This window comes from Streptomyces sp. NPDC055287 (assembly GCF_053646035.1).
The window spans coordinates 729,963-751,618 of the sequence record NZ_JBSHNE010000001.1 but is presented as its reverse complement, the minus strand read 5'-3'; the positions used below and the strand labels follow the sequence as shown (position 1 = coordinate 751,618).

17 protein-coding genes and 1 pseudogene are annotated in these 21,656 nt (G+C 70.9%); 10 read left to right on the top strand and 8 right to left on the bottom strand.

Annotated features, from left to right (window positions below):
- The first annotated feature begins 59 nt into the window (after positions 1 to 59).
- The 4 genes and pseudogenes from galE to idi all read left to right on the top strand — a co-directional run bounded on the left by galE (position 60) and on the right by idi (position 3,822).
- Positions 60 to 1,043: a UDP-glucose 4-epimerase GalE gene (gene galE, locus ACWIHY_RS03235; RefSeq protein ID WP_454373822.1), complete on the top strand. Its 984-nt coding sequence runs from the start codon at positions 60 to 62 to the stop codon at positions 1,041 to 1,043.
- A 143-nt stretch (positions 1,044 to 1,186) separates the two neighbouring features.
- Positions 1,187 to 2,128 carry a cation diffusion facilitator family transporter gene (locus ACWIHY_RS03230; RefSeq protein WP_454373821.1) on the top strand — a complete coding sequence of 314 codons (942 nt, stop codon included), beginning with the start codon at positions 1,187 to 1,189 and terminating at the stop codon, positions 2,126 to 2,128.
- A gap of 237 nt (positions 2,129 to 2,365) precedes the next feature.
- Positions 2,366 to 3,091: pseudogene (locus tag ACWIHY_RS03225) on the top strand (class I SAM-dependent methyltransferase); the annotation flags it as partial.
- 137 nt (positions 3,092 to 3,228) lie between these two features.
- Positions 3,229 to 3,822 carry an isopentenyl-diphosphate Delta-isomerase gene (gene idi / locus ACWIHY_RS03220; protein WP_454373820.1) on the top strand — a complete coding sequence of 198 codons (594 nt, stop codon included), beginning with the start codon at positions 3,229 to 3,231 and terminating at the stop codon, positions 3,820 to 3,822.
- Here the strand turns inward: idi and ACWIHY_RS03215 are convergent.
- The gene (locus tag ACWIHY_RS03215; protein ID WP_454373819.1) at positions 3,788 to 4,267 is read right to left on the bottom strand and encodes an ATP-binding protein; all 480 of its coding nucleotides are present in this window, start codon (positions 4,265 to 4,267) and stop codon (positions 3,788 to 3,790) included. The genes idi and ACWIHY_RS03215 overlap by 35 nt on opposite strands.
- 151 nt (positions 4,268 to 4,418) lie before the next feature.
- Between ACWIHY_RS03215 and ACWIHY_RS03210 the strand changes: the two genes are divergently transcribed.
- Positions 4,419 to 5,198, top strand: a complete 780-nt coding sequence (locus ACWIHY_RS03210; RefSeq protein ID WP_454373818.1) for an enoyl-CoA hydratase/isomerase family protein — start codon at positions 4,419 to 4,421, stop codon at positions 5,196 to 5,198.
- Here ACWIHY_RS03210 and ACWIHY_RS03205 read toward each other — a convergent pair.
- Positions 5,185 to 5,823 carry a DJ-1/PfpI family protein gene (locus ACWIHY_RS03205; protein ID WP_454373817.1) on the bottom strand — a complete coding sequence of 213 codons (639 nt, stop codon included), beginning with the start codon at positions 5,821 to 5,823 and terminating at the stop codon, positions 5,185 to 5,187. The genes ACWIHY_RS03210 and ACWIHY_RS03205 overlap by 14 nt on opposite strands.
- A 29-nt stretch (positions 5,824 to 5,852) precedes the next feature.
- Positions 5,853 to 6,854: a GlxA family transcriptional regulator gene (locus ACWIHY_RS03200; RefSeq protein ID WP_454373816.1), complete on the bottom strand. Its 1,002-nt coding sequence runs from the start codon at positions 6,852 to 6,854 to the stop codon at positions 5,853 to 5,855.
- A gap of 111 nt (positions 6,855 to 6,965) precedes the next feature.
- Between ACWIHY_RS03200 and ACWIHY_RS03195 the strand changes: the two genes are divergently transcribed.
- The 3 genes from ACWIHY_RS03195 to ACWIHY_RS03185 all read left to right on the top strand — a co-directional run bounded on the left by ACWIHY_RS03195 (position 6,966) and on the right by ACWIHY_RS03185 (position 10,597).
- Positions 6,966 to 7,826, top strand: coding sequence for an SCO6745 family protein (locus ACWIHY_RS03195; protein WP_454373815.1), 861 nt, complete (start codon positions 6,966 to 6,968; stop codon positions 7,824 to 7,826).
- A gap of 103 nt (positions 7,827 to 7,929) precedes the next feature.
- Positions 7,930 to 8,076 carry an LPFR motif small protein gene (locus ACWIHY_RS03190; RefSeq protein WP_454373814.1) on the top strand — a complete coding sequence of 49 codons (147 nt, stop codon included), beginning with the start codon at positions 7,930 to 7,932 and terminating at the stop codon, positions 8,074 to 8,076.
- Positions 8,077 to 8,170: 94 nt separating this feature from the next.
- Positions 8,171 to 10,597, top strand: coding sequence for a Tex family protein (locus ACWIHY_RS03185; RefSeq protein WP_454373813.1), 2,427 nt, complete (start codon positions 8,171 to 8,173; stop codon positions 10,595 to 10,597).
- A gap of 181 nt (positions 10,598 to 10,778) precedes the next feature.
- Here the strand turns inward: ACWIHY_RS03185 and ACWIHY_RS03180 are convergent, their stop codons facing one another.
- Positions 10,779 to 12,416, bottom strand: a complete 1,638-nt coding sequence (locus ACWIHY_RS03180) for an ABC-F family ATP-binding cassette domain-containing protein (RefSeq protein WP_454373812.1) — start codon at positions 12,414 to 12,416, stop codon at positions 10,779 to 10,781.
- A gap of 215 nt (positions 12,417 to 12,631) precedes the next feature.
- On the bottom strand, positions 12,632 to 13,660 hold the full coding sequence (locus ACWIHY_RS03175) for an oxidoreductase (protein WP_454373810.1): 1,029 nt from the start codon (positions 13,658 to 13,660) through the stop codon (positions 12,632 to 12,634).
- 66 nt (positions 13,661 to 13,726) lie between these two features.
- Here ACWIHY_RS03175 and ACWIHY_RS03170 point away from each other — a divergent pair, with 66 nt between their 5' ends.
- Positions 13,727 to 14,656, top strand: coding sequence for an FAD-dependent oxidoreductase (locus ACWIHY_RS03170; RefSeq protein ID WP_454373808.1), 930 nt, complete (start codon positions 13,727 to 13,729; stop codon positions 14,654 to 14,656).
- A gap of 233 nt (positions 14,657 to 14,889) precedes the next feature.
- Here the strand turns inward: ACWIHY_RS03170 and ACWIHY_RS03165 are convergent, their stop codons facing one another.
- The 3 genes from ACWIHY_RS03165 to ACWIHY_RS03155 form a co-directional block, all read right to left on the bottom strand.
- Positions 14,890 to 16,575: a BCCT family transporter gene (locus ACWIHY_RS03165; RefSeq protein ID WP_454373879.1), complete on the bottom strand. Its 1,686-nt coding sequence runs from the start codon at positions 16,573 to 16,575 to the stop codon at positions 14,890 to 14,892.
- Positions 16,576 to 16,697: 122 nt separating this feature from the next.
- Entirely contained in the window at positions 16,698 to 17,981 is a 1,284-nt protein-coding gene (locus ACWIHY_RS03160; protein ID WP_454373807.1) for a M14 family metallopeptidase, read from the bottom strand.
- A complete protein-coding gene (locus ACWIHY_RS03155) occupies positions 17,981 to 19,951 on the bottom strand; it encodes a Xaa-Pro dipeptidyl-peptidase (protein WP_454373806.1) in 1,971 nt (656 codons plus the stop codon). Before ACWIHY_RS03155 ends, ACWIHY_RS03160 begins: the two co-directional genes overlap by 1 nt.
- Positions 19,952 to 20,117: 166 nt before the next feature.
- Between ACWIHY_RS03155 and ACWIHY_RS03150 the strand changes: the two genes are divergently transcribed.
- On the top strand, positions 20,118 to 21,629 hold the full coding sequence (locus tag ACWIHY_RS03150; protein WP_454373805.1) for a M1 family metallopeptidase: 1,512 nt from the start codon (positions 20,118 to 20,120) through the stop codon (positions 21,627 to 21,629).
- The last annotated feature ends 27 nt before the right edge of the window (positions 21,630 to 21,656 follow it).

The window sequence follows — 21,656 nt, the reverse complement described above, 5'->3', positions numbered from 1 at the left end:
TGCCCCGGCCCACAAACCCACGGCCACACAGGGTCCGGACACGCCCTAGGGTGGCCGTTATGACATGGCTGATCACGGGTGGAGCGGGTTACATCGGTGCGCATGTGGCGCTGACCATGGCGGCGGCGGGTGAGCGGGTGGTCGTCCTGGACGACGTCTCGTCCGGGATCCCCGAACGGCTGCCGGCGGGCATCACGCTCGTACGCGGCTCGGTACTGGACCGGGAGCTGCTCGACCGCACGCTCGCCGGGCACGACGTCACGGGTGTGGTGCATCTCGCGGCGCGCAAGCAGGTCGGGGAGTCGGTCGAGAAGCCGCTGCTCTACTACCGGGAGAATGTGCACGGGCTCACCGTGCTGCTGGAGGCCGTCGCGGCGGCCGACGTGCGGCAGTTCCTCTTCTCGTCCTCCGCCGCCGTGTACGGGGTGCCCGAGGCGGAGCTCATCGCCGAGGACACCCCCTGCGCGCCGATCAATCCGTACGGAGAGACCAAGCTGGCCGGCGAGTGGCTCGTGCGGGCGGCGGGCCGGGCACACGGCTTCTCGACCGCGTGCCTGCGCTACTTCAACGTGGCGGGTGCGGCGAGGCCGGAGCTGGCCGACACCGGGGTGTTCAACATCATCCCGATGTTCTTCGACCGGATCACGCGCGGTGAGGCCCCGCGGATCTTCGGGGCGGACTATCCGACGCCCGACGGCACCTGCATCCGTGACTACATTCACGTCGCCGATCTCGCCGACGCCCACCTCTCGGTCGCGCGGGCGCTCGCGGCGCGCGCGGAGCAGGCGGACATGACGTTCAACATCGGCCGCGGTGAAGGTGTCTCGGTGCGTGAGCTGGCCGGGCTGGTGGGCGAGATCACCGGTTCCGCGCTCGTCCCGGTGGTCGAGCCGCGCCGCCCGGGTGACGCCGCGAAGGCGGTCGCCTCGTCCGATCTGATCGCCAAGGAGCTGGGCTGGACGGCCGGGCGCGGGGTGCGCGACATGGTCGCCTCGGCGTGGGAGGGCTGGCTTCTCCGGCACCCGGAAGCCGCCCAGAACTGATCTTGCCGACGCCCTGACCTGCGGTCATTTCCGCAGGTCAGGGCACATGACAACGGTGTTCAGTCCCGTGTTGCACATACCCCCCGCCCGTAGTTCACTGACACCTCGGACAGACTGTTCACACAACCGGGGAGGCGTCCCTCATGGGGGCTGGGCACGATCACGGGCATACGCACGGCGGGCCGCCGCCCACCGGTACGGCGGCGGCGGCGTACAAGGGGCGGCTGCGTATCGCGCTCGGCATCACCCTGACCGTCATGACGGTCGAGATCGTCGGCGGCCTGGTCGCCAATTCGCTGGCACTGATCGCGGACGCGGCCCATATGGCGACGGACGCCCTCGGGCTCGCGATGGCGCTCCTCGCGATCCACTTCGCGAACCGCCCGGCCACCACCAAGGCCACCTTCGGCTACGCACGGGCCGAGATCCTCGCCGCGCTCGCGAACTGTCTCCTGCTGCTCGGCGTCGGCGGTTTCCTGCTCTTCGAGGCCGTCGACCGCTTCATCACCCCGGCGGAGACCAAGAGCGGTACGGCGATCGTCTTCGCCCTGGTCGGTCTCCTCGCCAACATGATCTCGCTGTCGCTGCTGATGAAGGGCCAGCAGGACAGTGTCAATGTGCGCGGCGCCTTCCTGGAGGTCCTGGCGGACACCCTGGGCTCGGTCGCCGTACTGGTCTCGGCCGGCGTCATCATGGCGACCGGCTGGCAGGCCGCCGACCCCATCGCGTCGCTCGTGATCGGCCTCATGATCGTGCCGCGTACCTGGAAGCTGCTGCGGGAGACACTGAGCGTGCTCCTGGAGGTCGCACCCAAGGGCGTGGACATGGCGGAGGTACGGGAGCACATACTCGATCTGCCGGGCGTCGACGACGTACACGACCTGCACGCCTGGACGATCACCTCGGGCATGCCGGTGCTGTCCGCGCACGTGGTGGTCAGTCAGGACTTCCTCGACTCGGTCGGGCACGAGAAGATGCTGCACGCCCTCCAGGGCTGCCTCGGTGTCCACTTCGACGTCGAGCACTGCACGTTCCAGCTGGAGCCGAGCGGTCACGCCGAGCACGAGGCGAGACTCTGCCGCTGACCCGTTCGGGGCTGCTAGGGTTTTCGCGGAGACATTCCGTCCCGGGGACACGATGAGGGGAGATGAGGTTGATGACCGTCATGGTCGATGCTGCTGCGAGCAGTGTCCGGTTCATCCTCAACTCCCGGGCTCTCGGCTGACCCCTTCTTCGCGTTCCTCGCGATGCGTCGTGCGCGATTCTCCGCGCGTCGGCCGGAGCCCTCACACCCAAGGGTTCTCACGTTGACCGACAACGCCATGTTCGAAGCTTTCATGACCCTGCACCGCGGGCTTCCGCGCCAGGGCCCCGGCTCCGATTCCACCACCCGCCACCTGCTCTCCCTCGCCGGACCTATGCCGGACCGGCCGCGCGTGCTCGACCTGGGCTGCGGCCCCGGCCGGGTCTCGCTGCTGCTGGCGGCCGAGTGCGGCGCCGAGGTGACGGCCGTCGATCTGTACGCGCCGTTCCTCGCCGAGCTGAGGAGTACCGCCGAAGCGCGCGGGCTCGCCGGTTCGATCCGTACCGTCGAGGGTGACATGGGCGAACCTACCTTCCCCGACGGGTCGTTCGACCTCATCTGGGCGGAGAGCTCCGCCTACAACATCGGTTTCGACACCGCGCTGAGCAGGTGGCGGCGCCTCGTCGCACCCGGCGGCGCGCTCGTCGTCACCGAGTGCGAGTGGACCTCCGACGCGCCCTCACCGGGCGCACGCGCGTTCTGGGACGCGAACTATCCGGCGATGCGCGACCAATCCGGGAACACGGCCGCGGCGGTCGCGGCCGGCTACGTCGTTCTCGGGGTGTACGCACAGCCCGAGAGCGACTGGGACGAGTACTACGTCCCGCTCGGAGAGCGCGCCGACGCGGCCGACCCCGCCACGCCCGGAATGGAGCAGGCGCTCACCCTCACGCGCGAGGAGATCGCCGTGCGCGCGGACCACGGGACGGAGTACGGCTACACCGGCTATGTACTGCGGCCCTCCGCCGTCCTGAGCTGACGCACCGTCCGCCCCCGCCGCTCCGCGCGGCGGGGGCGGACATGCGGTTGGTTCCGCGAAGTACGGACAAGACTCTTTTGTACGGCAGACTTGGACACCGGGAACCGAAGCAAAGGATGGTTATGCCGAGCACACCAGTGACCGCCGCGAGCACCTCGTCGAACGCCACAGCGGAAGAGATCCTGCTCGAGCTGGTCGACGAGGACGGCAATACCATCGGCACCGCGGAGAAGCTCTCCGCACACCAGGCTCCCGGCCGCCTGCACCGCGCCTTCTCGGTCTTCCTCTTCGACGAGACCGGGCGGCTGCTGCTCCAGCGCCGCGCACTCGGCAAGTACCACTCCCCCGGCGTCTGGTCCAACACCTGCTGCGGGCACCCCTACCCCGGGGAGTCGCCGTTCGCCGCGGCCGCCCGTCGTACGTACGAGGAGCTGGGGATCTCCCCGTCGCTGCTCGCCGAGGCCGGCACCGTCCGCTACAACCACCCGGACCCGGACTCGGGCCTGGTCGAGCAGGAGTACAACCACCTCTTCGTCGGGATGGTGCAGAGCCCGCTGCGGCCCGACCCGGAAGAGGTCGGCGAGACGTCCTTCGTGACGCCGGACGAGCTGGCCGCGCGGCACGCGCAGGCGCCGTTCTCGGCGTGGTTCATGACCGTGCTGGACGCGGCGCGCCCGGCGATCAGAGAGCTGACGGGCCCGGCCGCGGGCTGGTGACGGCCGCCCCCGCCAACGGCAGGGCGACCCAGATGACCTTTCCGCCGCTCGCGGTGTGCTCGATGTCGCACACCCCTCCGGCCTCGGCGGTGATCTCCCGCACGAGCAGCAGGCCGCGCCCGCCGGTCTGCGCGTAGTCCCGCTCGAGGGCCTTGGGCCGGTAGGGGTGGTTGTCCTCCACGGAGACCCTGATCCACTCCGTGCCGATCGCCACCTCGACGGCAAGCTCCGGGGAGAGCAGCGCCGCATGGCGTACGGCGTTGGTGACCAGCTCGGAGACGATCAGCAGCAGCCCCTGCACCAGCTCGTCGTGGACCGGTACGCCCTGCCGGTTCAGCAGATCGCGGACCGCGTGTCTGGCTTCCGGTACGGAGGCGTCCGCCGCAGGGGCGGTGAAGCGCCAGACTCCTTCGTACCCTGCCGGTGCGTCTTCTCTCGTCACCACGCGTCGAGTGTTGGGAACGCGCTGGTCCGGACCGGGTATCTGAACACAAGTCAGCCGTAATCGACAGCTTTTGACCGCTCCGCCTATGACAGGGTCAGTTGTGCGCCTGTTCCTGATCGCGGGTTCGTACGGTCCGGATAGCATCCGGCGCATGGAGCCGCAGCTTGAGCACACCGTCGCCGACGGGGTCGCCACCGTCGTCATCAGCAACCCCGCCAAGCGCAACGCCATGACCGCCGGGATGTGGGCCGCTCTGCCCGGCCTGCTGGAGCGGCTGGCCGGGGACCCGGGCGTACGTGCGCTCGTGCTGACCGGGGCGGGCGGCACGTTCTGCGCGGGGGCGGACATCTCCTCTCTGCGCGACCGGGGTGAGCGCGAGGGCGCGCCCGGCGACGCTCCGCAGGGGCTCGCCGTGCGGGCCGAGGAAGCGCTGGCCGCGTTCCCCAAGCCGACGCTGGCCGCTGTCCGCGGCTACTGCGTCGGCGGCGGCAGCCAGCTGGCCGCCGCGTGCGACCTGCGGTTCGCCGAGGAGGGCGCGTCCTTCGGGGTCACGCCCGCGAAGCTGGGGATCGTCTACCCCGCGTCGTCGACCCGGCGGCTCGTCGCGCTGGTGGGCCCTTCCGCCGCCAAGTACCTTTTGTTTTCAGGTGAGTTGATCGGTACGGAGCGGGCGCTGCGCACCGGGCTGGTGGACGAGGTGCTGCCGGAGGGCGGACTGGCGAAGCGGGTGGCCGAGTTCACGCACGTGCTGGTGTCGCGCTCGCAGCTGACGCAGGCCGCGGCGAAGGAGTTCGCGAACGGCCGCAGCGACCGGGACGCGCACTGGGCCGGGCAGGCACGCGGCAGCGGCGACACCGCCGAGGGGGTCGCCGCCTTCCTGGAGCGCCGTACGCCCCGCTTCACGTGGACGCCGGGACCTACTGGAGGATGAACCGGCTCTTGCCACGGAACTCCTCGACCAGCGCGGCCGGGGCCTTTTGCGGCGATCCGGCGTCGTACGGCGGCCGGGGGTCGTACTCGGTGAGCAGTTGCACCGCCTTCGCGTGCTCGTCGCCGGCGATCCTCCCGACCAGGGTGAGCCCCATGTCCATGCCTGCGGAGACACCCGCGGCGGTGACGTACTTGCCGTCGGTGACGACCCGCTCGCCGGTGGGCTCCGCGCCGAAGGTCTTGAGGTGGTCGAGGGCGAGCCAGTGCGAGGTGGCCCGGCGGCCGGTCAGCAGGCCGGCGGCCGCGAGCAGCAGCGAGCCGGTGCACACCGAGGTGGTCCAGGTGGTGGCGGCGTCGACCGTACGGAGCCAGCCGAGGAGTGCCTCGTTCTCCATCTGAGCGGACTGCCCCGGCCCGCCCGGCACGATCACCATGTCGGGGCTCGTGACGTCGGCGAACGTCTTCTCGGCGACGAGCGCGAGCTCGCCCCGGTCGTTGCGTACGGGCCCGGTCCGCTCGGCGACGAAGAGCGTCTCGGCGCCCGGGAGGCGACAGAGCATCTCGTACGGGCCGACCGCGTCGAGTGCGGTGAAGCGGTCGAAGAGGGCGATGGCGATCTGGGTCATGGTGTCCCTTCCAGGGATCCGGGTTCCGGTCATTGCTGGATGGTGGGCTGTGGGCGGAAGCGGCGCCGGTATTCGGCGGGGGCGGTGCCGAGGCTCTTGACGAAGGCCCGGCGCATCGCCTCGGGCGTGCCGTAACCGCAGGTCCGTGAGATCTCCTCGACGCCGTCCGCGGAGTCCTCCAGGAGCCGCCGCGCGTGTTCCAGGCGTACGCGTTCGACGTACTTGCCCGGTGTCGTGCCGGTCTCGGCCTGGAAGGCGCGGGCGAAGTGGCGGGGCGAGAGACGGGCGCGGCCGGCCAGCGACTCGACCGACAGGTCGTCGCCGGGGTGCTCGGTGATCCACTGCTGGACCTCGCGGAGGGGTTCGCGCTGCGCGGTCTGGGCGGCGAGCTGGGCGCTGAACTGGGCCTGGTTCCCGGGGCGCCGCAGGAAGACGACGAGATGGCGGGCGACGGTGAGGGCGATGTCGCGGCCCAGGTCCTCCTCGACGAGCGCCAGGGCCAGGTCGATGCCCGCGGTGACACCGGCCGAGGTCGCCACGTTGCCGTCGCGGACGTAGATGGGGTCCGGGTCGACGTCGACGGCCGGGTAGGTGCGGGCCAGGTGGTCGCTCACCCTCCAGTGCGTGGTGACCCTGCGGCCGTCGAGCAGCCCGGCGGCGGCGAGCAGCAGCGCTCCCGTGCAGACGCTGACCAGGCGCTCGGCGCGCGGCGCGTTCTCGCGCAGCCAGTCCGTCAGGCGCGGGTCGGGGCTGCGGGTGCCCCGGCCGCCGGGGACGAGGAGGGTGTGGGGCGCGGGTTCGCCGGTGAGGGCCGCGTCGGGGACGAGTGTGAGCCCGCTGGAGGTGCGCACGGGAGCACCGTCGAGCGAGGCGGTGCGGATGCGGTACGCGGGGTCCGCGCTCCCGGCGTCCCGTCCCGCGCCGGCCTGCAGGGCCGCACCGGCGAAGACCTCCACCGGGCCGGTCACATCCAGGCTCTGGACGTCGTCGAAGAGGACGACGAGCACGGATCGTACGGATCGCTTCGGCATGCGCCCAATCCTTCGGGGCCCCGTGTTTGTCCGCAATGACGAGTACCCCACCTTTACTGCCACGGGGGCCAGGCGCTTCCCGGCGTACTGACCAGTCGGTAGCGTACGGACATGACCTCTCTGCCCGCGCGCGCCGGCCGCCGCTGCCACAACGCCCTCAATCCGCTGCACTCGACCGTGTACTTCTCCCCGGACTTCACCAAGGAGCTGGCGGGGGTGGGCATCGAGGACAGCAACGCCGCCTACTTCGCGGGCCGCGGCGCCGCGATGGGCGCGGTCGGGGCCGGCGTGATCACCGCCGCCTTCTACAACTTCAACCACGCCCTCGTGGCCAGGCACGTCCCCGAGGTGTGGCGCACCGCGTCGCCCGCCGTCGTACTCGAAGCGCGGCTGCGCGCCGTCGACACGACCCTGCGCCGGCTGCTCGGCGAGGAGGCCCTCGCGTCGGCCGAGATGACGGAGGCCGCCGGGCTCGCCCTGCGCGCCGCCGAGGCGTGCACCCGCCACGCGCGGCCGCTGTACGCCGCCCACGCCGACCTGCCCGTACCCGAACGGCCCCACCTCGCCTACTGGCACGCCGCGACGCTGCTGCGCGAGCACCGCGGCGACGGCCACCTGGCGGCGCTGCTCGCCGCCGGGCTCGACCCGCTGGAGGCGCTGGTCAGTCACACGGCGACCGGCAAGGGCATGTCGCCGCGCTGGACGCTGGCCACGCGCGGCTGGAACCGTACGGACTGGGAGACGGCCTCGGCACGGCTGCGGGAGCGCGGTCTGCTGGACGACGGGGGCGAACTGACCGAGGCGGGCACCGCACTGCGCGGCGAGCTGGAGGAGACGACGGACCGGCTCGACGCGGCACCGTACGACCACCTGGGCGCCGAGGGCACCGAGCGGCTCACCGAGCTCGGCCGCGGCTTCCTCGGAGCCGCGCTGGGGGCCGGCGCGTTCCCGGCCGATCTCACCGGCAAGTGACATTGCCCGCTGCGCGGAGCGTTTGCGCCACGCGATGACGGACACCCGGGCTGTGTCGGACAACGAGATGCGTGTCGGACACCGAGACAGCAGGAGGTTCAACGTGTTGCGTGCGATTGCAGATGGACTCCGGATGATCGGCTCGGCCATCGCGACAGTAGTGACTCTGCCCTTCCGGCTGGTCGCCAAGCTCTTCGGAGGCGCGTCGGATACAGCGTCCCGCGGCGGTGGACGCGCCCGACGCGCCTGACGGCCCGGCCGGGGCGCGCGCGACACGGGACCCGACGACCCTGCACAATGCAGGCTCAAGCACAGCCCGCAGGAGAAGGCGAGTCGGGAACATCGTGACGACGTCCATCGAAGGCAGGATCGCCGAGGAACTCGGCGTAAAGGAGCGACAGGTCCGAGCCGCCGTCGAATTGCTCGACGGCGGCTCGACCGTGCCGTTCATCGCTCGCTACCGCAAGGAAGCGACCGAGATGCTCGACGACGCGCAGCTGCGCACGCTCGAGGAGCGGCTGCGGTACTTGCGCGAGCTGGAGGAGCGGCGGACGGCGATCCTGGAGTCCGTGCGCGAACAGGGCAAGCTGGACGAGGCGCTCGAAGCGCGGATCCGGGCCGCCGACACCAAGGCCCGGCTGGAAGACATCTACCTGCCGTTCAAGCCCAAGCGCCGGACGAAGGCGCAGATCGCGCGCGAGGCGGGACTCGAGCCGCTGGCCCGGGGGCTGCTGGCCGACCCTTCGGTGGAGCCGCTCGCGGCCGCCGCCGCGTTCGTGGACGCCGCGAAGGGCGTGGCCGACGCGCAGGCCGCCCTGGACGGTGCGCGGTCGGTCCTCACCGAGAGCTTCTCCGAGGACGCCGATCTCATCGGTGAGCTGCGCGAGCGCATGTGGTCGCGCGGGCGGCTGGCCGCGAAGGTGCGGGAGGGCAAGGAGGAATCCGGCGCCAAGTTCGCCGACTACTTCGACTTCTCGGAGCCCTTCACCGCGCTGCCGTCGCACCGGGTGCTCGCCATGCTGCGGGGCGAGAAGGAAGACGTACTCGATCTGGTGCTGGAACCCGAGGAGCCGTCCGAGGCGGGCGGGCCCTCCACCTACGAGAACATGGTCGCCCGGCGCTTCGGTATCTCCAACCAGGGCCGCCCCGGCGACAAATGGCTCGGCGACACGGTGCGCTGGGCGTGGCGTACCCGGATTCTGGTGCACCTCGGGATCGATCTGCGGCTGCGGCTGCGTACGGCGGCGGAGGACGAGGCGGTGCGCGTCTTCGCGGCCAACCTGCGCGACCTGCTGCTGGCGGCGCCGGCCGGTACGCGGGCGACGCTCGGGCTCGACCCCGGATTCCGTACGGGCGTGAAGGTCGCCGTCGTGGACGCGACCGGCAAGGTCGTCGCGACCGATGTCATCTACCCGCACGTGCCCAGGAACAAGTGGGACGAGTCGCTGGCGACGCTGGCGCGGCTCGCCGAGGAGCACGACGTCGAGCTCATCGCCATCGGCAACGGCACGGCGTCCCGCGAGACCGACAAGCTCGCCGGTGAGCTGTGCGACAAGCACCCCGAGCTGAAGCTCACGAAGGTGATGGTCTCGGAGGCCGGTGCGTCGGTGTACTCGGCGTCCGCCTTCGCCTCGCAGGAGCTTCCCGACATGGACGTCTCGCTGCGCGGCGCAGTGTCGATCGCGCGGCGGCTCCAGGACCCGCTCGCCGAGCTGGTGAAGATCGACCCGAAGTCGATCGGGGTCGGGCAGTACCAGCACGACCTGGCGGAGGTGAAGCTGTCGCGTTCGCTCGACGCGGTGGTCGAGGACTGTGTCAACGGGGTGGGCGTCGACGTCAACACCGCTTCCGCGCCGCTGCTTTCGCGCGTATCCGGCATCAGCTCCGGGCTGGCCGAGAACATCGTGGCGCACCGGGACGCGAACGGCCCGTTCCGGTCGCGCAAGGGGCTGAAGGATGTGGCGCGGCTCGGCCCGAAGGCGTACGAGCAGTGCGCGGGCTTCCTGCGGATCCAGGGCGGCGACGATCCGCTGGACTCGTCGAGCGTGCACCCGGAGGCGTATCCGGTGGTGCGGGCGATGGTGAAGACGGCGGGCAGTGGGGTCGCCACCCTCATCGGGAACACGGCGGTGCTGCGGTCGCTGCGTGCCGCGGACTTCGTGAACGACACGTTCGGGCTGCCGACCGTGTCGGACATCCTGAAGGAGCTGGAGAAGCCGGGGCGCGACCCCCGGCCCGCGTTCAAGACGGCGACCTTCAAGGAAGGCGTCGAGAAGATCGGGGACCTGACGGCCGGGATGATCCTGGAGGGCGTGGTGACGAACGTCGCCGCGTTCGGGGCGTTCGTGGACGTGGGCGTTCACCAGGACGGGCTGGTGCACGTGTCGGCGCTGTCGAAGACGTTCGTCAAGGACCCCCGGGACGTCGTGAAGCCGGGTGACGTGGTGAAGGTCAAGGTCATGGACGTCGACATCCCGCGCAAGCGGATCTCGTTGACGCTGCGGCTGGAGGACGACGTGGTGACGCCCGCGGGCGAGGGGAAGCGGGAGCGGGGCGGCGGCTCCGGTTCCCGTCCTCCGGCGCAGCGGCAGGGTGGCCGTGAGCGGCGCGGTGGCGGGGGCGGCGTTGCCGGCGGCGAGCGTCGTGGCGGCGGGACCGGTGAGCGCCGTGGCGCTGGTGGCGGGGCTTCCCGGCAGGCGCCCGCGCCGACGAACAGCGCGATGGCGGATGCGTTGCGGCGGGCGGGACTCACCGATCCGAAGCGGGGCTGACGGGGCCGGTGGGCCGGGGCGGGTGCGGGTACGGGTTCCGCTGCGCGGGTCTCTCCGCCACCCGCCCCTCCCCCAAGCGGGGCTCAGCACCCGCCCCCGGTCCTCGAACGCCGGACGGGCCGGAGTTGCCCGGTGCGGCGCGTGCGCCCGTACGGCGATGGAGGAACGCCCCGAGGGCGGGTCAGAGTTCGGTGACCTTGCCCGACGCGACCTCGACCCGGCGGGTCGTACGGACAGCGTCCAGCATCCGGCGGTCGTGCGTGACCAGCAGCAGGGTGCCCTCGTACGAGTCGAGTGCCGACTCCAGCTGCTCGATCGCGGTCAGGTCCAGGTGGTTCGTCGGCTCGTCGAGGACCAGCAGGTTGACGCCCCTGCCCTGGAGCAGCGCGAGCGCGGCGCGGGTCCGCTCCCCCGGCGACAGTGTCGTGGCGGGGCGCAGTACGTGGTCGGCGCGCAGGCCGAATTTGGCCAGGAGTGTGCGTACCTCCGCCGGCTCCGTGTCGGGAACCGCCGCGCAGAAGGCGTCGAGGAGCGACTCGCAACCGTAGAACAGGCCGCGCGCCTGGTCGACCTCTCCGACCACCACACCGGGGCCGAGCGCCGCGTGTCCCTCGTCCAGCGGGAGACGGCCGAGGAGGGCGGCGAGCAGGGTCGACTTGCCCGCGCCGTTGGCTCCCGTGATCGCCACGCGGTCGGCCCAGTCGATCTGGAGCGACGCCGGGCCGAACGAGAAGTCGCCGCGCCGGACCTCCGCGTCGCGGAGCGTGGCGACCACCGCGCCGGAGCGCGGGGCGGCCGCGATCTCCATGCGCAGCTCCCACTCCTTGCGCGGCTCGTCGACGACGTCGAGACGCTCGATCATGCGCTGGGTCTGGCGTGCCTTGGCGGCCTGCTTCTCGCTCGCCTCGCTGCGGAGGTTGCGGCCGAGTTTGTCGCTGTCCGTGGCCTTGCGGCGGGCGTTCCTGACGCCCTTGTCCATCCAGCCGCGCTGCATCTGGGCGCGGCCTTCGAGCGCGGCCTTCTTGTCGGCGTACTCGTCGAAGTCCTCGCGGGCGTGGCGGCGCGCGGTCTCGCGCTCCTCCAGGTACGCCGCGTAGCCGCCGCCGTAGAGCTTGATCTGCTGCTGGGCGAGGTCCAGCTCCAGGACCTTGGTGACGGTGCGGGTGAGGAACTCGCGGTCGTGGCTGATGACGACGGTGCCGGCGCGCAGGCCCGAGACGAAGCGCTCGAGGCGCTCCAGGCCGTCCAGGTCCAGGTCGTTCGTGGGTTCGTCCAGGAGGAAGACGTCGTACCGGGAGAGGAGGAGCGAGGCGAGGCCCGCCCGGGCCGCCTGGCCGCCGGAGAGGGCGGTCATCGGCTGGTCGAGGCCGACCGTCAGGCCGAGGGACGCGGCCACCTCCTCGGCGCGCTCGTCGAGATCCGCGCCGCCGAGGTCGAGCCAGCGGTCGAGGCTGTCCGAGTACGCGTCGTCCGCGCCCGGGGTCTCGTCGACGAGCGCCTGGGTGGCCTCGTCCAGGGCGCTCTGCGCGGCGGCCACTCCGGTACGCCGGGCCAGGAAGGCCCGTACGGTCTCGCCTTCGCGGCGCTCGGGCTCCTGCGGGAGGTGCCCGACGGTGGCGGTGGGCGGCGAGAGCCGCAGCTCGCCGTCCTCGGGGGTGTCGAGCCCTGCGAGCAGCCGAAGCAGCGTGGACTTGCCCGCGCCGTTCACGCCGACGAGGCCGATCACGTCGCCGGGGGCGACCACGAGGTCGAGGCCCGAGAAGAGGGAGCGGTCGCCGTGGCCCGCGGCGAGATCTTTGGCGACGAGAGTTGCAGTCATCAGGCCACGATCCTACCGAGCACCTCGGGCGGGCCGACCGGCAGCTGTGGTGGACCGGCCCCTGTGGCCGACCGGCCGCTGTGCGCGGAGGTGCGGGTGCGTACCGCGTGAGCGGGTGGGTGGGTGGGTGGCATGGTGCCGTGAGCGAGGGGGCGGGCGCGGCGTGCGTGGCTTGGTGCCGGGTGCGTGAAGGGGGTGCCCCGGGATGGAGTGGGTCAGCGGATCATGGGGGCTACCAGTACCGCTCCCATGGTGCGCGCAACGATGAACGACTGGCCCTTCGTCGCCCGGCCGTCCAGCGGGATCCGATGCTTTCCCGGTTCCAGTACGTCGTCGAAGACCTCATGGGTGTGTGTCCGCGACAGCCGGTCCAGCCGGTACGCGATCAGCTGCACCCGGCACGTGGACGTCACCTCGACCCCCGCCTCGCCCTCCACCGCCACCAGCCGCGTGAGACGGCGCTGCTCCGGCGGGCTGCGGTCCAGGGCCGCCTCTATCTGGGCCACCAGCAGCGGGACGATCGGGGCGACCCCGTCGACGTATGCGACGTCGGCGCCCGCTCGCTCGAACGCCGACCGGGTGGCGGCGCGCACGCGCTCGTCGACCGTCCTGCCGAAAGCCACCGCTCCGTAGGCCCGCAGCTCGTCGGGCGGTACGTCGGCCGCGTCGCCCGTGATGTCCGCGCCGATGTTGATCGTGCGCAGTGCGGCGGCCAGCTTCGCCAGTACGTCCACGCGCGCGCCGATCAGGAGGACCCGGCGGCGGGGTGGTGGCTCCTCGTCGCCGGCAGCGAGCAGGTGCTCCAGGGCCGTGCGGTACTCCTGGCCGCGGAAGCGGAACGGGCCTATCCCGTGATAGCCGTTCAGGTCCAGGTCCGCGGTCCCGGTCGTCTGCCAGGCGAAGTCCCGCCAGACGAAGTCGTCCCCCGCCCGCTCGATCACGGCGGTGACCGCACCGCACTCCAGGCTTTCGCACTCCGGGCAGCCGTAGATGACGTACCGGCTTTCGGGGAGAGGCGCCTCCGCTTCCAGGAGGAGGCTGCGTACCTGGGCCGTGAAGATGGCGGGCGGTACGTCCGCGGCCAAGGGGGACACCGCGTCCAGGTCGGAGAGCTGGTGGAGCAGCGGCCGGCCGTCGATGATGAAGTCCATGAAATCGCGGTGCAGTTGGTAGTCCCCGTTGACGAGGACACCACCGGCCCGCATCGCCGGAGCAAGCCCGAAAGTCGCGTAGTCGGCAGACATGTCCTGAGTATCCCCAGCTATGACGTGATGTGAGCACGGCAGCGAGGATTCCGTTAGCGTCCGGCCATGAGCCGTGAAGTGGTAGTGGTGGGCGCAGGGGTGGTGGGGCTGGCCACCGCTGTCGTTCTTGCGGAGAGTGGCTGGTCGGTGCGGGTATGGACCCGGGAACCGTCGGAACGGACGTGCTCCGCGGTGGCCGGCGCGTTGTGGTGGCCGTACCGCATCGAGCCCGAGGAACGCGTGGGCGACTGGGCGCTGGACTCGCTGCGGGTCTACGAGGAGCTCGCGCGTACGCCCGAGGAGACCGGTGTGCGGCGCGTGGCGGGGGTCATGGCGGACACCGTGTCGGCCGGGCTCGGGGCATGGGGTGCGGGGGTGACGGGGCTGGCGGACGGTCCTGATGGTTTGCGCGCTGTGCTGCCGCTGATCGACATGCCGGTGCATCTGCGGTATCTGCGGCGGCGGCTGGAGGAGGCGGGTGGTGTGGTGTCGCCGCGGGGTGTGACGCGGCTGGAGGAGGCCGCGCCGTCGACCGGGCGCGCCGTCGTCAACTGCAGCGGGCTGGGGGCGCGTGAGCTGGTGCCCGACGACGGGATGCGCACGGTGCGGGGGCAGTTGGTCGTGGTGGAGAACCCTGGGATCGCGGAGTGGTTCGTGGCGGCGACGGGTGGAGCCGAGTCGGCCTATCTGTTTCCCCAGCCGTACGGCCTGGTGCTCGGCGGCACCGCCGAGGACGACCAGTGGGAGCAGGAGCCCGATCCGGCGGTGGCGCGGGCGATCGTTGAGCGGTGCGCGGTGGTCCGGCCTGAGGTCGCGGGGGCGAAGGTTCTGGAGCACCGGGTCGGTCTGCGGCCCGTGCGTACGGGGGGTGTGCGGCTGGAGGCGGAGCGGCTGCCGTCCGGCGGGTTGTGCGTGCACAACTACGGGCATGGCGGGGCGGGGGTCACGGTTGCCTGGGGGTGCGCCCGGGAGGCGGCGCGGCTGCTGGGGGGCTGAGGCGCGGTGGCCGGGGTGGGGGCGGCGGAGGGCCGGGGCGTGGGGCCGGTGCCGCGCCGGGGCGTCTCCTCGGGCGCCGAACACCCCGGTACGTGGTGCCGTGCTGGGTATGGCGTTCGACACCCTGCGGGGAATGCCCCGGGACGCCCCCTCCCGGCACCATGAAGTGCTGGACGGGGGCGGGCTCGTCGGGTGGGGAGCGTACTGGCGCTGGTGCGCTGCGCCTCGTCGGGTCAGAGGTTCTTCTTGCGCTCCTCTTCCTCGTCCGCCTCCGGGCCCGGGCCGATGCGGATCTCGAATTCGCCGGCGTACTTCTCGTGGCCCGCGATCACCGCGCTCTCCACCGCCTCTTCGGCGATCTCGCCGCGGACGATCAGCGGGTCCTGGCGAAGGTCGCGCATCAGGGCCAGGCACATGCCGATCATGACCAGTACGAAGGGGGCCGCGACGAGGATCGTGAGGTTCTGGAGGCCGGCCAGCGCGTCCCCCTTGCCGTCGCCCACGAGCAGCATGACCGCTGCCACGGCGCCGGTCACCACGCCCCAGAAGATGACGACGAACCGGGCCGGTTCGAAGGTGCCCCGCTGGGAGAGCGTGCCCATCACGATGGAGGCGGCGTCGGCTCCGGAGACGAAGAAGATGCCGACCAGGATCATGACCAGGAGGCTCATCACGCTCTCGATGGGGAACTGTTGGAGTACGCCGAAGAGCTGGCCCTCCGGCGTCGTCTCGTCACCGAGCTGCTCGCGCTCCTGGAGCTTCATCGCCGTACCGCCGAAGATGGCGAACCAGACCAGGCTGACGGTGCTGGGCACGAGGATGACGCCGCCCACGAACTGACGGATCGTACGGCCGCGGCTGATGCGCGCGATGAACATGCCGACGAACGGAGTCCAGGAGATCCACCACGCCCAGTAGAAGACCGTCCAGCTGCTCAGCCATTCGGAGACCTCACCGCCACCGGTCGCCGCCTCGGTACGGCCGGCCAGCTGGGGAAGTTCGTCGATGTAGGCGGCGAGGGAGGTGGGGAGGAGGTCGAGGATCAGGATGGTCGGGCCCGCGATGAAGACGAAGACCGCGAGGATCACGGCCAGGACCATGTTGGTGTTGGACAGCCACTGGATGCCCTTCTCGACGCCGGAGACGGCGGAGAAGACGAACGCGGCTGTGAGGACTCCGATGATGGAGATCAGGAGTCCGGTGCCGGCCTTCTCCATCCAGCCCAGTTCGCGGAAGCCGCTGCCGATCTGCAGGGCGCCCAGACCGAGGGAGGTGGCGGAGCCGAAGAGGGTGGCGAAGATGGCGAGGATGTCGATCACCCGGCCGGGGGCGCCGTCGGCGCGCTTCTTCCCGATCAGCGGCTCGAAGACGGCGCTGATGGTCTGCCGCCTGCGGCGCCGGAATGTGCTGTACGCGATGGCGAGGCCGACCACCGCGTAGATCGCCCAGGGGTGGAGTGTCCAGTGGAAGAGTGTGGTGGCCAGGGCCGTCTGCATGGCGTCCGCCGAGTCGGCGGGGTCGGTTCCGGGCGGCGGGGTGATGTAGTGCGCGAGGGGCTCGCTCACGCCGTAGAACATCAGGCCGATGCCCATGCCGGCGCTGAACATCATCGCGACCCAGGACACGGTGCGGAACTCGGGTCCCTCGTGCTCCTGGCCGAGCGGGATCCTGCCGTAACGGCTGACGGCCAGCCAGAGAGCGAAAATGACGAACCCGGAGGCGGCCAGAACGAAGGCCCAGCCGCCGTTGTGCATCAGGCCGCTGAGCATGCTGTCGGAGACGCGCTCCAGCGTCCCGGTGAAGACGGAGCCCCAGAGCACGAAGGCCAGGGTGAGCACGGCCGTCACGCCGAACACCACCCGGTCGGTCCGGGGCGTCTCGTCCTCGTGCGGGTGGCGGCCCGGGAGAGCCGCCCTCACCGGCAGCCGAAGCCGTTGAGCCGGTTTCTGTTCGTGCGACACAGGCGGCACCTTTCGGGAATCACTGAGCTCGATTTCGCTCTCCCGTACCCCCTACCACATGTGTTGCACGTCACAACTGCCTAACAGCTGGTGTCGGGCGTGCCGGATGTGAGGTGGTACGCCGCACGGTCGTCGAGCAGGAGGACCGCCAGATTCCGCTGGGACTGGCGCAGGGGCACGTATGCGCCCTTGACGCGGGGGTGGGAGACGATTCCGTGCAGCGCCAGTTCGTCGCCCACATCGGCGTACTGCGCCGGGGAGAGGTGGTAGCCGCAGGGCGGGTTCCCGATCGTCTCGGCGGGTTCGGGCGGGTCGTTGTCGGCGCCGCCGAGGTGGACGGGGCCACGGTCCGTGAAGCCCTCCAGGCGGGCCTGGGCGGTGGCGGCCCGGATGCGTCCCCGGCGCTCGTCCACGAAGGTGAACGCGCCTGTCAGAGCTGCCCGTTGGGTGTCCGCGCGGCGCCTGTTGTTGAGGGCGGGGTTCTCCTTCTCCTCGGTCGTGAGGGGGTCGACCCGGGTCTCCACCAGGAGACCCACCGCGTGCTTGATGCCGGCCGTGTTGCGCAGGATGCGCTCCTGGCCGTCGCCCGCCACCTGCCTGACCGGCTCGCCCGTGACCGGGTCCGTCCAGATGCCGTAGATGCCGCTGCTGAAGCCGGCGTCCTCGGCGTGGGGGCGTACGTAGGACTCGGAGAGGCTGCGGGCCTCGGTGTGTACCTGGCCGTGCGTGTTGAGGTTGCGGGGCCACAGGGCGAGGAGGTCCCGGTCGTAGTACGGCGGGGTGGCGCCGTACTCGTGCAGGTCGTACACGATGTCGGGCCTGTGGTCGCGGATGACGGCGGCCATCGCCCGGCCCTCGGCCGTCTTGAGGGCGATGTGGTCGCGGTTGACGTCGATGTTGTCGGAGTTGGTACGAGTGTCGGCCGCGCGGCCGTCGGGGTTGGCGGTGGGGATGACGAGGACCGTGGTGCGGGCGAGGAAGTCGAGAGTCTTCTTGTCCTGTGCGTACGCGAGGTCCCGGACGGTCGTCAGGCAGGCCTCGCGGCCTGACGGTTCGTCGCCGTGCTGGGAGCAGATCAGCAGCACGGTGGTGGTCGTGTGCCGCTGAGCGGCGATACGGACGAGCTGGAGCGAGCGGTGCTGCTTGGTGGTGCCGATGGTGGACATCGTGACGCGGGGACTGGCGCGGTCGACCGCTCGCAGGAAGTCCTGTTCCTCCGGCTGGGTCGTCCAGCGTGCGCCGCCGTTCGTTTCGAAGCCGGTTCGGGGCGGGGCCGGGGAGGCCTGGGCGGTGGTCGTGGCCAGTGGTGCGGCGAGGGCCGCTGCGGCGGCGCCGAGTGCGAGGGCACGGATACGCGGGTGCATCAGCGGGTGGCTCCCGGGATCGGGCGGACGGCGCGCGGTTCGGCCACGCCGTCGAGGCGGGCACCCGAGGGGGCGGCGAAGCGCGAGCCCGCGGTGGCGCCGGCGAAGGCCTTGGCGCCGCCGGCGACCGGCAGTTCGGCGGCCATACGGGACAGGTCGACACCGACCGTCGGAGTGGTCGACGGCGGGTCGATGAGGCCCGCGTCGGTGCCGCCGACGATCAGCGCGAGACGGTGCCCGGCGGGCACGACGTGATCGCTCGCGTGCAGGTCCAGGGTGATGGTGTACCGCTTGCCCGGGGTGAGCGGCCGGCCCTTGCCCGCGTCGGCGTAGGTGCCCAGATCGGCCCAGCCGCGGCTGAAGACGGTGTGGTCGACGTTCGCGGTACGGGCCTTCGTCTCCTTGAAGCAGGAGCTGTCACCGGTGGTGCTCGGGCCCCAGCAGGTGCGCTTGGGAAGGGTGCTGATGCCCTCGCCCGCGGCGGTGTAGTCGCGGATCGTGTCCGGGCCGAGGTCTACCAGGACCGCGGAGAGGTGCGCGGTGGAAGTCGAGGGCGTCGCGGTGACGGTCACCTTCGAGGAGCCGGACAGGCGCAGGTCGCGGGTGAGCGGCTTGGTGGTGAAGCCCGCTTTGGAGGGGGTGGAGGTGTCGATCGCGGCCGCCCAGTCGCTCTCGGAGAGCTTCGGGTCGTCGGTGAAGGTCTCCGTGATGCCGGGGGCGGCGCGCTTCAGCGACAGGGTGCCGACGCCGGGCGCCGAGCCCTTGCCGGGGCGCAGGGTGGTGGCGTCGGTCGCGCGGGGCGGCCAGACCTTGTCCGTGGACCACTGGTCGGGAGCGCGCTCGATGTCGGCCATGGGCTCGCGGTCGATGCCGTTGTCGTAGCCGAGCAGTTCGTGGTCGAACCACCGGTGCAGTGTCTTGACCCAGGCGCCCCGGCGGAAGTCGAAGGGATCGACGTGCCCGGTCTGGGAGAGCCAGATCTTGCGGTCGACTCCCGCGTCGGCGAGGGCGTCCCACCACTGGCCGAAGTGCTTGGCGCGGACGTTGAGGTCCTGCATGCCGTGGACGACGAAGACGCTCGCGTCGACGTTCTCCGCGTCCGGTACGTAGTCGCGCTCGGCCCACAGGCGGGTGAAGTCGCCGTTGCGGGGGGCCTCGTCGACGAGGCGCTGCTGCACCGCCTGGCAGCGGGCGCGGGCCGCGGGGCTCTCGACGTAGTCGGACAGCCATTCGGGTCCGCTGTCGTAGAGGGGGGCGCCCTGCGCGAAGTAGTAGTCGTACCAGGACGAGATCGCGCCGATCGGGACGATGGTCTTCAGGCCCTCGACGCCGGTCGCCGCCACGCCGTTGGCGATGGTGCCGTCGTAACTCTTGCCGATCATTCCGGTGTTTCCGGTCGACCAGCCGGCCTTGGCACGCTCACCGCCGGTACGGCTGGTGTAGGCCTTGCCACGGCCGTTCAGCCAGTCGACGACGGCCTTGGCGGACTGGATGTCGGAGTGGCCGCCGACATCCACGCAGCCGTCGGAGCGGTTGGTTCCGGCGAGGTCGACGGCGACGAAGGCGTAGCCGCGGGGCACGAAGTAGTTGTCGTAGTAGAGGGGGAACTGGACGGGGTTCCCGTCCGCGTCGTACGTCTTCTTCTGGCTCTCGTTGCCTCGCCCGCAGCAGGAGTAGTACGGGCTGGCGTCCATGATGACCGGGATCTTCCGGCCCTGTTGGGCGGGTTCCCTGGGGCGGACGATGTCGACGGCGATCCGGTCGGTCTTCCCGTCCCCGTCGCCGTCCATGCGCGTGTCGACCCATACGGCTTCGCGGATCGCGTTGTCGTAGGAGTAGACCGGTCTGCTCTCCTCGGGTGCGGCGCCCTGGGCGCCCGCCGGGGTCAGCAGGACCGCCGTCAGGACGGCCGTGGCCACCGGTACGAGCCTTCGCCACTTCAAGCGGGATCCCCGCGCAGATATCGGCATGGGCCTGGAAGGTACTCCGGTCAACTCCTGTGCAAAAGAGGGCATGAGAGGACCTCGTGTCGGCCGGATGGCAGTCGTGTGACAGGAGCGACCATGGACATGACTGGTGGCATGTGAGCTGAATAAGGTGCGAACAGATCCTTCGGACTGACCACTTGGAGCATCCGTGCACCGCAGACTCATCGCCCCGGGCGCGCTGGCGGCCTCACTTCTGCTGGCGATCCCGGCATCGGCCGCAGATTTCACTCCCGGCGCTCCGGGCATCGGCGACACCTACTATCCGGCCAGTGGCAACGGCGGATACGACGTGTCCCATTACGATCTCCGCCTGAAGTACCAGCCCACGACGGACCTGCTGGAGGGCACGGCGACGATCCTCGCCACCACCAAGCAGAAGCTCTCGCGCTTCAATCTGGACTTCGGTCTGGGGGTGAGTGAGGTGCGGGTCGACGGAAAGAAGGCGAAGTTCGTCAAGGAGGGCGACCAGGAGCTCGTCGTCACCCCCGTGGCCCCGCTGGAGAAGGGCCGGGCCGTCTCGGTCGTCGTCCGGTACGCAGGAAAGCCCTCCCAGCTGAAGATCGGCGGCTACACCGCGTGGCACCGCACCCCGGACGGCGGCGTCGCCGCTCAGGAGCCCGACTCGGCCGTCTGGTGGTTCCCGAGCAACGACCACCCGCTGGACAAGGCGACGTACGACGTCTCCGTCCTGGTGCCCGACGGTACGCAGGCCATCAGCAACGGCGTACTCCAGTCGCAGAGCTCGCGGCTCGGGTGGACCCGCTACAACTGGCGTTCCAACAAGCCGCAGGCCAGCTATCTCACCACGCTCGCGGTCGGCAAGTTCGACATCACGACGGACAGGACGGCCGACGGGCTGCCGGTGCTCAACGCGTACAGCAAGGACCTCGGTGACCACGCGGGCGCCGCGCGCGCGAGCATCGAGCGGACCACCGAGGTCGCGGAGTACCTGACCGAGGTCTTCGGCCCGTACCCCTACAACGCGCTCGGCGGTTACGTCCCGAACGTCACCAGCGGTTACGCCCTGGAGACGCAGACCCGGCCGTTCTACAGCCCCCGGCAGTTCGCGAACGGCTCGAACGTCTCGGTCGTCGTCCACGAACTGGCCCACCAGTGGTATGGCGACAGCGTCTCCGTCAAGGGCTGGAAGGACATCTGGATCAACGAGGGCTTTGCCCGCTACAGCCAGTGGCTGTGGTCGGAGAAGGAAGGGGAGGGCACGGCGCAGGAGCTCGCGGACTACGCCTATGAGACGCGCGCGGCCGACGACCCCTTCTGGACGGTCGAGCCGGGCGACCCGGGGCCGGACAACCAGTTCCACATCGCCGTGTACGACCGGGGCGCACTGGCCGTGCAGGCGCTGCGCAACGAGGTCGGTGACGAGGACTTCTTCACGATCCTGAAGGGGTGGCCGGCCAAGTTCGCGCACGGCAACGCGAGCGTCGCCGACTTCGTGAAGTACGCCGAGGGCGTCTCGGGCAAGCCGCTCGCCGGACTCTTCGACACCTGGCTGTACCAGCCGTCGAAGCCGGGCGCCCGGGCGGCGGCCGAGTCGCGCATCGCGCGCTCGCACGCCGGTGAGGAGGCGAAGCCCGCGCAGCCCAAGTCGTGGAAGAAGATCGCCGCGACGAACACGATTCACGAGCACGGCCACCACTGACCGGTGGTACGCCGCGCCGCCGCCCCG